Origin of the sequence: Paenirhizobium cremeum (assembly GCF_022884085.1) — a bacterium.
Taxonomy (GTDB): Bacteria; Pseudomonadota; Alphaproteobacteria; order Rhizobiales; family Rhizobiaceae; genus Allorhizobium; species Allorhizobium cremeum.
Window position 1 is genome coordinate 282,036 of sequence record NZ_JAGGCS010000001.1, and the last position, 12,468, is coordinate 294,503.

General features: G+C 61.6%; 10 protein-coding genes. 2 read left to right on the forward strand and 8 right to left on the reverse strand.

Annotated elements, in window-relative coordinates; all coding sequences use genetic code 11:
- Positions 1-113: 113 nt before the first annotated feature.
- From J5N58_RS01420 to J5N58_RS01445, 6 genes are all read right to left on the reverse strand, one after another.
- The gene (locus J5N58_RS01420) at positions 114-1,046 is read right to left on the reverse strand and encodes a PhzF family phenazine biosynthesis protein (protein WP_425314439.1); all 933 of its coding nucleotides are present in this window, start codon (positions 1,044-1,046) and stop codon (positions 114-116) included.
- Between the two features lie 95 nt (positions 1,047-1,141).
- A complete protein-coding gene (locus tag J5N58_RS01425; RefSeq protein WP_244709309.1) occupies positions 1,142-1,903 on the reverse strand; it encodes an NUDIX hydrolase in 762 nt (253 codons plus the stop codon).
- Positions 1,900-3,009 (reverse strand): endonuclease/exonuclease/phosphatase family protein, encoded by a 1,110-nt coding sequence (locus J5N58_RS01430; RefSeq protein ID WP_113424923.1) that lies wholly within the window; start codon positions 3,007-3,009, stop codon positions 1,900-1,902. The genes J5N58_RS01425 and J5N58_RS01430 overlap by 4 nt, the downstream gene beginning before the upstream one ends.
- 149 nt (positions 3,010-3,158) lie before the next feature.
- Positions 3,159-4,187, reverse strand: coding sequence for an ABC transporter ATP-binding protein (locus J5N58_RS01435; RefSeq protein ID WP_244709311.1), 1,029 nt, complete (start codon positions 4,185-4,187; stop codon positions 3,159-3,161).
- Entirely contained in the window at positions 4,175-5,869 is a 1,695-nt protein-coding gene (locus J5N58_RS01440; RefSeq protein WP_244709313.1) for an ABC transporter permease, read from the reverse strand. The genes J5N58_RS01435 and J5N58_RS01440 overlap by 13 nt, the downstream gene beginning before the upstream one ends.
- Before the next feature lie 11 nt (positions 5,870-5,880).
- Positions 5,881-6,861, reverse strand: a complete 981-nt coding sequence (locus tag J5N58_RS01445; protein WP_244709315.1) for an ABC transporter substrate-binding protein — start codon at positions 6,859-6,861, stop codon at positions 5,881-5,883.
- A 287-nt stretch (positions 6,862-7,148) separates the two neighbouring features.
- Between J5N58_RS01445 and J5N58_RS01450 the strand changes: the two genes are divergently transcribed.
- The gene (locus tag J5N58_RS01450; protein WP_244709318.1) at positions 7,149-9,050 is read left to right on the forward strand and encodes a CASTOR/POLLUX-related putative ion channel; all 1,902 of its coding nucleotides are present in this window, start codon (positions 7,149-7,151) and stop codon (positions 9,048-9,050) included.
- A 56-nt stretch (positions 9,051-9,106) separates the two neighbouring features.
- Here the strand turns inward: J5N58_RS01450 and J5N58_RS01455 are convergent, their stop codons facing one another.
- Entirely contained in the window at positions 9,107-10,330 is a 1,224-nt protein-coding gene (locus tag J5N58_RS01455; RefSeq protein ID WP_112828101.1) for an aminotransferase-like domain-containing protein, read from the reverse strand.
- A gap of 250 nt (positions 10,331-10,580) precedes the next feature.
- Here J5N58_RS01455 and J5N58_RS01460 point away from each other — a divergent pair, with 250 nt between their 5' ends.
- Positions 10,581-11,330 carry a hypothetical protein gene (locus J5N58_RS01460; RefSeq protein ID WP_113437567.1) on the forward strand — a complete coding sequence of 250 codons (750 nt, stop codon included), beginning with the start codon at positions 10,581-10,583 and terminating at the stop codon, positions 11,328-11,330.
- 115 nt (positions 11,331-11,445) lie between these two features.
- Here J5N58_RS01460 and ilvC read toward each other — a convergent pair whose 3' ends face one another.
- Positions 11,446-12,465, reverse strand: coding sequence for a ketol-acid reductoisomerase (ilvC, locus tag J5N58_RS01465; RefSeq protein WP_112828098.1), 1,020 nt, complete (start codon positions 12,463-12,465; stop codon positions 11,446-11,448).
- Between the last annotated feature and the right edge of the window lie 3 nt (positions 12,466-12,468).

Here is a 12,468-nt window from a genome sequence, read left to right on the forward strand (position 1 = left end):
CGACGGTGTGAGAGGGCGTATAAACAGGATCGGCGCTGTTGTCCAGCGCCGAAACCAAAAATCTTGTCCGCTTTGTCAAAAAAATTTCGAAAACTTGGATTTTCCCAGCATTTTCAAATATCTAGGACACCAGTGGCAAAACGGACCGCCTGTCCACCGATCCGCGCTCGTGAAATCTCGCCGTCCTTGGCGTCGATATGCAGGTGAATGTAGGACGGCCGCTTCATCTCCACTCCCTGCTCCACCATCAGCGGATGATGTCCATCCGGCAAAGCGTCGAAATAGCGGATCGCGCCGGAAAGCGCGGCCACTGCGGAGCCGGTCGCCGGGTCCTCGCTAATGCCCATGTCGGGCGAAAACATCCGCGCATGGAACTTCGCCCCGTGATTGACGCCGCCGCGACAATAGACATAGGCCGAGGTGAGCGCGCCCTCGCAGAGCGGCGCCGTCCGCTCCCAGAGCTGGGTATCGAAATCCACCCGCTCGACCGCGTTGAGATTGTGTACCGGCACAAGGAGGAAGGGAACGCCGGCGCTCCAAACCGAGGGAACGTGATTCTCGAAACCGAGATCGGTAATCTTCAGCGACAGGGCGTCGGCTATGCCCTGCCGATCCAGCGCCAGATCGTAGCGCATGGAGGTTTTCGGCAAATCGAACTCCGCAAAGCTCGCCTCCCCCGCCCGCAACCGCACGGCGCAGCGCACCGGACCGACATTCTCCTCCAGCACCGAGACGAGATCGAGATTGCCGTCGTTGTCGCCATAGGCACGCTCAGCGAGCGCGATGGCGGCACCGACGGTCGGATGGCCGGCGAACGGCAGTTCGCGCGCGGACGTGAAGATACGCACCCGCGCACTATGCGAGCCATTCGCCGCCTTGAGGACGAACACCGTTTCCGAGAGGTTCATTTCCGCCGCGACGGCCTGCATCGCCGCATCGCTCAGATCTTCCGCGTCAAAAACGACGGCGAGAGGATTGCCGGCGAGTTTCCGGTCGGTGAACACATCGTAGATGGCATAAGGTCGCGACAAGGCTGATCTCCGCATTTTCCTGCATTCCGAACCTCGGAGACTGCCCGACCTTGGCCGAACGTGCAAGCAAGCAGAAGGGCTAGCACCCTCCTGCCCGCGACTGGGAAAATTCAGTCCGGGATGCGACCGGACTGCCGGCGCTCATCGAAAAACCACTCCAGGAGCGGCAACATCGCCCTGTTGTAGAAGTGGGTATGGGGGTCGGCGGTGCGGATCGCAACCGCTCCGGCAATCTCCTTTTCCTCATCGACCAGCATATGCGCGGCGATGCGATCGAGCAGCCTCGTGGCCGGTTCGTCGAACCGGAAACACTGAAGAATGATGAGCCGCCGGTTCCGGTAGCTGCCGAAGAGCCGTCCGTCGCTGGAAGCCTGCGCAAGATCGAGCCCGGTCTCCTCCCGCACCTCGCGCCGCATATTGCCGCCGAGATCGCAATAACCGTCCACGATATCGCTGCGGTCGAGCGAGCCGGCCGCGAAATAGACCTGGCCGGCATTGGCGGTGTGAGACGCCATCTCCACCGCGATGAGCGCGTCGTCGGAGGAGATGATGACGGGAAAGCAGGCCGCGTGAAAAGCGCCCAGTCCCTCAGGCTGCCGACGCCACCAGAGAAACGTGGAATAGGGCGCGATAAAGGCCTCGCCCTTCAGCGTGCCGTCGCGAAAGTCGAGCTTGTGCTGAAGCACCATGTCACCATCGAAGAGCGCCGGCTTCTCGGCGATTTCGGCCTTCCAGTTCTCGGCCGCTGCCGTCTTGTGCGCGACATGGAAGGGATGTTCGCCTTCAAGCACCCGCAGGCTGATATCCCTCATTGGAAAAACCCGCCCGTCACCGGGCATTCCCGTCTGGTCGCAAAGGAGAAGTTCGTTCATGGAATATCCAGGGAGATGACGATGGGGCAATGGTCGGAGGCCTTCGGACGATCCCAGCCGATACGCGGATAGCGTTCGACCGCCTGGCCCGGTGGAAAGACCGTTCGGAATGGCTGGCCGGCACGAACGATATCGGGGCTGCGGCCGGGATTGGCGGCGGAAAGGGCGGGCGAAAGCCAGATGTAATCGAGCTGGCAGAGATGCTGCTCCGCCGGCCCGCGGGCATGATAGAGCGTCCAGCGATCGAGGGGCTCCCGCCGCAGCATCACGTTTTCCACAAACCCGTCGGCGGAAAAGACATCGAGCGCGCTCGGTCGCGTATCCCGGTATTCGAAGCGATAGCCGGCTCTCCGGTCGCCGATCACCTCCACGCGCTCCTGATAGTCGTTCATGTCGCCGCAGATGGCGAAGTTCTTGTCGGCCGTCTCCCCCTTGCCGAAACGCTGCTCGATGATGTGGCGCACAGCCTTCGTCTCCGCCTCGCGAATGGGCATCGTCGCAGTGCGCCCATCGACGCCGTCCCGGCCATTGGTCATCGATTTGAAATGCACGACGTAAAGCGTGAACGGTCGCCCTCCGACAAGGAGATCGAGCTCCAGGCAGTCCCGCTTGAAGATGCGGTCGTCCGGCTTGGCGTAATTTGCGAGTTCCGGCGTGAAAAGCCCGAGATCGTCATAGGTCAACGCCGCATGGCTCTTGATGTCGGAGACCGCAATCGTCTCGCCATCGCGGGTCTGCTCGCGCATCATCACGCCCACATCGATGCCGCGGCTGTCATTGCCCTCGACGAGATATTTGTGCCGATAGCCGGCGCCCATCATTCGGAAGAGGTAACCGTATTCGAAGTTCTGCAGCGCGGCCATGTTGTCGACCTCCTGCAGGCAGAGAATGTCGGCATCCATATCGGCAATCGCCAGCGCCGAAAGCTGCCGGGTATCGTCGGTCGACGCCACGACGCGGGCCGCCTCCAGCCTCTGATAGTCCTGCTCGTTTCGCATATCGAACAGCTTCAGCACGCGATCCTGGCGCAACTGGTTGCGAAACCCGGTGAAATCGAAGCGTGTCATCAGGTTCTCGATGTTGAACGTACCCAGTCTCAACGCCATGCAAATCATCCATCACAAGGTCACGCGGACGAACGGCGCGCCCGCACCGGTAAGGATAACGACTAATGATCGCGCCGTCATGAACGGCGGATGATGAAATTGTCCGGGGGAAGCCCGCACCGTATCGGTTGCCGGAAGATCGCCCCGCGTTAGAGCCGCCAAGCCTTGCTGAGCACGACCTTCACCCGGTCTCCCCGCATTGCCGGTTGCCGGCCATGGGCACGCAGAACCTGTCCGTCATCGAGCCGCAGCCGCAGGGCATAGCGTTCACCCTCATAGAGCGCGGTCTCGATGGTGGCGTTCAGTCCTTCAGAACCGAGAAGGACATCCTGCGGGCGGACCAGTATGTCGATCGTTCCGCCGCCGGCGCGCCCCTGCATCATGAGCGGTGCAAGCCGTTGCCAGTCGAGTTCCCGGTTGTCGTCGCCGCTTGCAGGAATGCTGAGGACGGCTCCCTGCCCGATCAACGAGCCGACCAGCCGACCCTCCGGACGCGCATAGATTTCAGCCGGCGCCGCCACCTGCAATAACCTGCCTTCGGACATGACGGCAATGTCGGTGGCAAGCGCCATCGCCTCGGCCTGGTCATGGGTGACATAAACCATGGTCGCGCCGGAACGCGCATGAAATTCGCGGAAGGTTTCTTCCATCTCCTGGCGCAGATGCCGGTCGAGATTGGCAAGCGGCTCGTCGAGCAGCACCACATCCGGGTCCGTCACTAGACTACGCGCCAGCGCCACCCGCTGGCGCTGCCCGCCGGAAAGATCCGCCGGACGGCGCTCGGCATATTGCTCGAGCCGCACCGACCTTAGCGCCTCGCCGACCTTCTCGCGATAACGCTCGCCGGAAACGCCCCGCACCTTCAGCGGATAGCCGACATTGGCCGCAACAGTCATATGCGGCCAGAGCGCGTAGGACTGGAACACCATGGCCATGTTGCGCCGCTCCGGAGGAACCGCTCCCGACGCATCGGATAACACGCGCTCGCCGAGCAAGATGGAACCGTCGCTTGGCGTCTCGAAGCCGGCGATCATCCGGAGAACCGTCGTCTTGCCGCAACCTGACGGTCCGAGCAGCGCCAGAAAACCGCCGTCGCGGATTTTAAGCGACACGTCGTTCACGGCCGGCTTGCCGGTACCGTAATCCTTGCAGAGCTTGTGCAGTATCAGTTTCGCCAAGGAACGACTCCTTTCGGCAGCCGCGCCGCCATCAGTTCAAGCAGCAGCATCAGCAACACGACCATCGCCACCACCAGCACGGAAAGCGCCGAGGCAAGATCATAGGAGCCGCTGTCGTCGAGATTGTAGATCGCCACGCCGAGCGTCTGCGTTCCTGCGGACCACAGAAGAGCGGATACCGTGAGTTCGTTGCAGGCGATCAGGAAGACGAGGATGACCGACGCGCCCGCCGCCGGCGCAATCAGTGGCACGATGATATCGACGAGCCGCCGCCAGAAACCGGCTCCCGACAGACGCGCCGCCTCCTCGAGCGCTGGATCGAGCTGTCGCAGCGCACTGACCACGGGCTTCAGGCCTACCGCGAAGAAGCTCGAGAAATAGGCGGCGAGAATGATCCAGATCGTGCCGTAGATCGTCACCCCGAGCAAAGGCAAGGGCGCCGCGAAGACCAGGATGAAGGCGACGGAAATCACGATACCCGGCAGCGCATAGGGTATCTCGATCATGGCCGAAAGCGCAGCGGCAAGACGGCGGCCTCCCCGTGTCAGCGCATAGCCCGTCAGCACCCCGATCACCAGCAGCCCGAAGGCGGTGGCCGAAGCAAGAAAGATCGAGTTTGCGAAGGCAGTGCGCGTCACCTTCTGGCGGAACAGGATTTCCTCGTAGGCGGCAAAGGACGCCGTCTTCAACGACAGCGCCACGCCATAAGCGGGCACCAGCGATGCGGAAACGAGTGCGACGAAAGGCGCGATCAGGATCGCGAAAAGCAGGAGCCACAGAAGAAGCTCGAGGGGCAATCGCATCCCGCCGAGCCGGAACGTCGCGGATGCGCCCGAAAGCCCGATGACACGATAATCCCTGCCCTTCAATGCCTGCTCCTGGACCTGCAGTCCGACCACCGCCATGACGGCGATCATGCCGGAGAGCACCGCAATGTCGCCGAAGGTACTGGTGCCGAAGCTGGCGAAGCGGGCGTAGACCAGCGTCGGCAGCGTGTAGATCGACGCGGGAATACCGAGGATCGCCGGAATGCCGAAATTGCCGACGCCGGAGACGAAGGCCATGGCCGCGCCCGCGATCAATCCCGGTAAAGACAACGGCAGAATGATGTCCTTCAGCACCTGCCAGGGAGAGGCGCCGGCAAGTTTTGCGGCCTCGATGCCATCGCGCGGCAGGGCAAGAAGCCCGGCGCGAAGCGACAGAAAAACCAGCGGCGAATGTTGCACGCCGTAAAGCAATGCGATTCCGCCGATCGAATAGAGCGGCTGGGCGCTGCCGAGCGGCGGCGCAAGCCCGAGCGCCTTGAGGAGCGGGCTCGACGGCCCCGTCATGCCGACCCAGGAAAGCGCCGTCACCTGTGGCGGGATCATCGTCGGAAGCATGAAGAGAAAACTCAGCAGCCACTTGCCGCGGATGTCGGCGAGTGTCAGCGCCAGGGCGAAAACACCGCCGATCGCAACGGCGAAGATCATGCCGAGGACAGAAGTCGTCAACGTGTTGAGCGCGGCTGTCCATACCGCCGGATCCGCCAGCAATTCGAGCGCCTTGCCGGACAGGATCGAGGAAATACCGGCCATCACCAGCCTTGCGAGCGGCAGCACGCAAAGGCCCGCAACCACGGCCGTGACAAAAGGAAACAGCCAGCGGGGCTGGCTGTTCGCATTGACGGGAAGACGCGGCATGAGCCCTTCGATCAGTTCGTGCCGAAGATGCCGGAGAAGCTCTTCAGGTCTTCGTCCGTTGCCTTCAGCGCGGCAGCGGCATCGATCGGGAGAACCTTGATGGTGTCGCGAGCCGGGAAACCTTCGGGAACGGCCATGCCGTTGCGGGCCGGGATGTAGCCGAGTTTCAGGAAGGCTTCCTGACCCTTTTCGGAAAGCACGTAATCGACGAACTTCTTCGCGGCCTCTGCGTTCTTGGTGGTGGAGAGAATGCCGACCGGCTCGGTGACGGCGGAAACGCCTTCTTCCGGGAAAACGAACTCCACCGGGGCGCCCTTGGCCTTTTCGCGGATCGGCATGTAGTCGACCACGACGCCATAGGCCTTCTCGCCGGAGGCAACGGACTTCAGCACGGCGCCGTTGCCGCCGGAGGCGATGGCGCCGTTGGCCTGCAATTCCTTGTAATAATCCCAGCCGAGCGAGGGAACACCCGCGAGCGTCTGGGCATGAATGAGAGCGGCGCCCGAGGTGAGCGGGCTCGGCATGGTCACCAGGCCCTTGGCTTCAGGCTTGGCCAGATCTTTCCAGCTCGTCGGCTTCATCCCAGCCGCCGTATTGTACATGATGCCGGTGGTGATGAGCTTGGTGGAATAGTAGAAACCGTCGGCGTCATAGAGCGCCTTGTCGTAATTTGCCGCTTCCGGTGACTTGTAGGCCAGAAGTTGGCCGGCCTGCTTCATGCGTTCGAGCGTGACCGTGTCGGCAATCAGCAGCACGTCGGCGACCGGATTGCCGGCCTCGATTTCGGCCATCAGCTTCGCCATGATCTTCGGCGTGCCGTCGCGTACCCAGTCGACCTTGATGTCGGGATTGGCGGCCATGAAGCCATCGACCGTCGCCTGCGCATCTTCGTTCGGCTGGCTGGTGTAGAGCACCAGATTGGCGGCATCGGCCGTAACGGCCATGAAGCCGAAGGCGGCAAGCGCGGTGAAGGCGGAAAGCAGAGTTTTCATCAAAACGTCCTCGTGTGGGTGAGACGCCGCTGATTAGTGCCGCCATATAACACGTGCATGACACTCAGCTTTCTTTCCCGACAAAAATGCCGGGTTACGGCTCGGGTTACGGCTTCCGGAGGCAAGATGCATCGGCAGGGAGAAAGACGGTCCTGCCGCTGCTGCGATGCGGCGATATCCCGAGACTTTTATGGGTTCCATGCGCTTCGCCTAATCTTGGCCGTTGCAGGCATTCGCGAATACTGCGATGGCGAAGGGATCATTCGACGGGGGAGCAAGGAAGAGACATGAAGACCCGCAGTCATTGGCGCGCGCGGTTGCGCTATGAGTTCGACAAGAGCATGGCGGGCGGAGCAATCGCCCTGATCGGCTGGCTGGCTCTCATTTCACTTTTTGTCATCGTCCTCGCAGGCATCTTTCTGGCGGTCACTGGCATCGCTCCGGAAGGCGGCGAGCCGGTCGGCTTCCTCGAAGGCGTATGGGAATCCCTGATGCGAACCATGGACGCCGGCACCATGGGCGGCGACATGGGATGGGGCTTCCGCATGGTGTCGCTCGTCGTCACCATCATCGGCATCTTCGTCTTCTCCGCATTGATCGGCGTCATATCTTCCGGCCTCGAGGACAAGCTGAGCGAACTGCGCAAGGGGCGCTCCCGCGTACTCGAGACCGACCACACCATCATCCTCAACTGGTCCCCCTCCATCTTCGACATCATCAACGAGCTGGTGATCGCCAACCAGAGCCGCAGGAGGCCACGCATCGTCATCATGGCCGACAGGGACAAGGTGGAGATGGAGGACGAGATTTCCACCAAGGTCGGAGACCTGAAGAACACCCGGATCATCTGCCGTAGCGGCGACCCGACCGACCTCTATGATCTCGACATCGTCAACGCACAGACGTCCCGCTCCATCATCGTCCTGTCGCCGGAGGGCGAAGACGCCGATTCCCGCGTCATCAAATCGGTCCTGGCGCTCGTCAACGACCCCAAGCGCCGCCCTGAGCCCTATAAGATCGCCGCTGAAATCCGGGATGGGCGTAACGCCGATGTGGCGCGCATCGTCGGCGGCCGCGAAGTGCAGCTCGTGCTTGCCGACGACCTCATTTCCCGCATCGTCGTTCACACCAGCCGCCAGTCCGGCCTCTCCTCCGTCTATTCGGAACTGCTCGATTTCGACGGTTGCGAGATCTATACGCTCGAACAGCCGGAACTGGCCGGCAAGCCCTTCGGCGCGGCCGTCATGAGCTACGAAAACTGCACACTGATCGGCATCTGCGACGCCTCCGGCGAAGTTCGTCTGAACCCGCCGCCGACAAGGATCTTCGAACGGGGCGACCGCGCCATCCTCATTGCCGAGGACGATGCCTCGATCCGTAGCTGGCAGGGCGATCTCGAAATAGCCAAGGAGGCGATACGTCCGCCGGCGAAGCGCGAACGCCGGCCCGAACGGACACTGATCCTCGGCTGGAACCGTCGCGGCCCGATCATCACATCGGAGCTCGCCCGCTACGTGGCTGCCGGCTCGCATCTCACGATCGCTGCCAATTCCGCTTCCTTCGAGAAGGATATCGGCGATCTTGATATCGACCCCACGGTGATGACGATCGAATGCCGCATGCTCGATACCAGCGACCGGACCGCTCTCGATGCGCTTTCCATCCCCTCCTTCGATCACGTTCTGGTTCTCGGCTACAGCGACGACCTTTCGGCGCAGAGCGCCGATACCCGCACCCTGATTACGCTCCTTCAACTGCGCCGGATTGCCGAACGGTCCGGCAGACGCGTCAGCGTCGTCAGCGAGATGATCGACATCCGCAACCGCCAGCTTGCCGAGGTCACCCGCGCCGACGATTTCGTCGTCAGCAACAAGCTTGTCAGCCTGATGCTGGCGCAGGCTTCGGAAAACGAATTCATGGCCGCGATCTTCCACGACCTGCTCGATGAAGAAGGCTCGGAAATCTACATGCGACCGGTCACGGACTATGTGTCGATCAACCAGCCCGTCAACTTCTTCACCATCAGCCTTGCAGCGCTGAGGCGCGGCGAGATCGCCATTGGCTACCGCAGGCAGCGCGAGGACGACCCGGATGACCGCAAGCTCGGCGGTGTTACCGTCAACCCGTTGAAATCCGAGAAGATCACCTACTCGGCCCGAGACATGGTGATCGTGCTCGCCGCAGATTGATGCGACGAAAAAGCCCGGCTTTCACCGGGCTTTTCCTTTTAGCGATTTGAAAGAGTTCAGGCCGCCAGTGCCAGCGCGCCGCTGACCAGGCGGCCGAGGCGTTTGATGCCCTCGTCGATCATTGTCTCATCGGCGCAGGAGAAGGAGAGCCGCAGCGTGTTGGCGCCGGACCGGTCGGCAAAGAAGGCCTGTCCGGGCACGAAGGCCACCTTTTCCGTCTCGACGGAACGAGCGAGAAGCTCGCCACCGTCCAGTCCCTCCGGCAGCGTCACCCAGATGAACATGCCGCCCTCCGGCCGTGTCCAGACCGTCCCGGCCGGCATGTACTTCTCAAGCGCCGCCAGCATGGCATTGCGCCGCGCACTGTAGGCAGCCCTGATCCTGGCAACCTGCTCGTCGAACTGCCGCGTCGCCACATGGGCGATGGCCATCTGGTTGATCGTGGAAGAATGCAGGTCAGCCGCCTGCTTCATCAGCACCAGCTTGCGGATAACCGGCATGGCCGCAACGACGAAGCCGACACGCAGACCCGGCGCCAGCGTCTTGGAAAAGGAGCCGCAATAGATCGTGCGGGTATTCTCTATCGAGCCCTTCTCGGCAATCTCCAGCGCCAGTATCGGCGGGATCGCCTCACCGTCATAGCGCAGCGACTGGTAGGCGGCGTCCTCGATAATGGCGATATCGAGTTCATCGGCCAGCTTGAGAAGCCGCCGACGTCCTGTGAGATCGACGGTCTCTCCGGTCGGATTGGCGAAATCGGCGGAGAGATAGGCGAACTTCACCTCACCGCCAAGGTTTTCCGCCGCCGCTCTGTAACTTGCCGGCGTACGGTTGCCGAAGGTGAGTTGGTCATAATTCGGCTCGTAGGCGTTGAACGCCTGCAGCGCGCCGAGATAGGTCGGCCAGTTCACCAGCGCGGTATCCTTCGGCGACAGGAACAGCTTGCCGAGATAGTCGAGCGCCTGCTGCGAGCCGGATGTGATGAAAATGTTGTCGACCGTACAGGCGATCCCGAGCTTTTCCATCTCGCCCCTCAGCCATTCACGCAGCGGCCTGTAGCCCTCGCTCACGGAATACTGGAGCGCAGCCCCTGCCTCACCGCCCGAGAAGATGTCGGCATAAGCGGCCTTGAAGGCCTCATCCGGAAAAAGTGCAGGATCGGGAATGCCGCCGGCAAAGGAGATGATATCCGGGCGCTCCAGCAACTTCAGCAGTTCGCGGATTTCGGATGCACGCATGCGAGACGACCGGGTCGCAAAGATATGATCCCAATTCAGCACGGGAGTTTCCTCGAATTGTTTTTGAATAGGTACAGATGAACATGGATAGGTCGATATGTCAACAATACTGACCTATCTCACCCCGAAACTTTTCCAGAAAAATCGCCTCCAACAACGCAACAATAATTCGCGAGTGGTATGCGTTCAGCAAGATTGCGTCGATCCGGCTCGCCAGATACCTCTTTTGGCAGCGGATGCGATCCGGCTGGAAAACTGCTAGAAAGAGGGCGAAGCATCGTCGAGGCGCAAGGTGCACAAAAGGCTCTCCATATTCGTTCTGATCGGCGGTCTGCTGCCGCCCGTCCTTGCCCATGCCGACTGCATCGACCTTGGCAAAGGCGAGCCGTCAAGCCTCAGCGGCATCCTCACCCATCACATTTTCGCCGGTCCGCCGAATTTCGAGGATGTCCAGAAAGGCGACACGCCGGAACCCGGCTATGTGCTTACGCTCGACAAAGACATCTGCCTGACGGGAGACGCGGATTTTGCCGATCCCAAGCTCCGTTTCGATGAGGTGCAGCTTGTCCCGACCGAGGAAACCGGCGAGGACATGAGGACATTGCGCGACAGCCGGGTGCGCGTCTTCCTGAAGAACCCGATGCCCGCCATGACAGGCCATCACCACCGCCCGCTCGTCGCCTGGGTGACGGCCATAGAACCGCAGGGCGACCCGACCAAGAACTACGGCACCGCGGCAACCACGGTCGAAGCCTTCTACAAGGCCCTAGAAACCGGAGACGGCATGCTGGCCGCGCGCTTCATCATTCCCGAAAAAACGGAGAAAGGCCTGCTGTCCCCGGGCGCGCTTTCACGCTTCTACGGAAATCTCGACGAGCCTCTGAAACTGCATGACGTCCACGCAATTGCCGAAGACAGGTTCCTCGTCCGCTACCGGTTTCGCGATGGCGAAAGGGTCTGCGACGGCCGCGCCACCGTCACCACCACCCGCCGTGACGGCCGTGCATTCATCAAGTCGATCCGGGCCGACAGCGGCTGCTGAACATGAAACGAAAAGGCCGGGGAAGTTGCCCTCCCCGACCCGGATATTCAGGCCCATTCCGATCTCGCCACTCCATCGACACGAATGCCAATTTGACTGGGATCGGCAACCCCGATTAGTTGCGGGCCTTGTCGACGAGCTTGTTCTTGCCGATCCAGGGCATCATGGCACGCAGCTTCGTACCGACTTCCTCGATCTGGTGGCTGTCGTTCAGACGACGGATGCCCTTGAAGCGGGCGGCACCGGCGCGGTATTCCTGCATCCAGTCCGAGGTGAACTTGCCGGTCTGGATGTCGTGCAGGACGCGCTTCATCTCAGCCTTGGTTTCGGCCGTGATGATGCGCGGACCGGTGACGTATTCACCCCACTCGGCCGTGTTCGAGATCGAGTAGTTCATGTTGGCGATGCCGCCTTCATAGATCAGGTCGACGATCAGCTTCACTTCGTGCAGGCACTCGAAATAGGCCATTTCCGGCGCGTAACCGGCTTCGACCAGGGTTTCGAAACCGGCGCGGATGAGCTCGACAAGACCGCCGCAGAGAACGACCTGTTCGCCGAAAAGGTCGGTTTCGCATTCTTCCTTGAACGAGGTTTCGATGATGCCCGAACGGCCGCCGCCGACGCCGCAGGCGTAGGAGAGAGCAAGTTCAAGCGCATTGCCGGAAGCGTTCTGGTGAATGGCAACGAGGCAGGGAACGCCGCCGCCCTTCTGGTATTCGCCGCGAACGGTGTGGCCCGGGCCCTTCGGCGCGATCATGACGACGTCGACCGAAGCCTTCGGCTCGATCAGGCCGAAATGAACGTTGAGGCCGTGGGCAAATGCGATGGCTGCGCCGTCGCGGATGTTCGGAGCGATGTCGGCCTTGTAGATATCGGCCTGAAGTTCGTCCGGGGTCGCCATCATCATCAGGTCGGCCCAGGCGGCAGCTTCGGCGACGGTCATGACCTTGAAGCCGTCGGCTTCGGCCTTCTTGGCGGTTGCGGAGCCGGCCTTGAGCGCGATCGCAACATTCTGCGCACCGCTGTCCTTCAGGTTGAGGGCGTGTGCACGGCCCTGGGAGCCATAGCCGATGATGGCGACCTTCTTGGCCTTGATGAGGTTCAAGTCGGCATCACGATCGTAATAGACGCGCATCGT

Coding starts and splice junctions, on each gene's coding strand:
- J5N58_RS01420 (WP_425314439.1), bottom strand. CDS start 1,046: ATGCGGAGATCAGCCTTGTCGCGACCTTATGCCATCTACGATGTGTTC.
- J5N58_RS01425 (WP_244709309.1), bottom strand. CDS start 1,903: ATGAACGAACTTCTCCTTTGCGACCAGACGGGAATGCCCGGTGACGGG.
- J5N58_RS01430 (WP_113424923.1), bottom strand. CDS start 3,009: ATGGCGTTGAGACTGGGTACGTTCAACATCGAGAACCTGATGACACGC.
- J5N58_RS01440 (WP_244709313.1), bottom strand. CDS start 5,869: ATGCCGCGTCTTCCCGTCAATGCGAACAGCCAGCCCCGCTGGCTGTTT.
- J5N58_RS01445 (WP_244709315.1), bottom strand. CDS start 6,861: ATGAAAACTCTGCTTTCCGCCTTCACCGCGCTTGCCGCCTTCGGCTTC.
- J5N58_RS01450 (WP_244709318.1), top strand. CDS start 7,149: ATGAAGACCCGCAGTCATTGGCGCGCGCGGTTGCGCTATGAGTTCGAC.
- ilvC (WP_112828098.1), bottom strand. CDS start 12,465: ATGCGCGTCTATTACGATCGTGATGCCGACTTGAACCTCATCAAGGCC.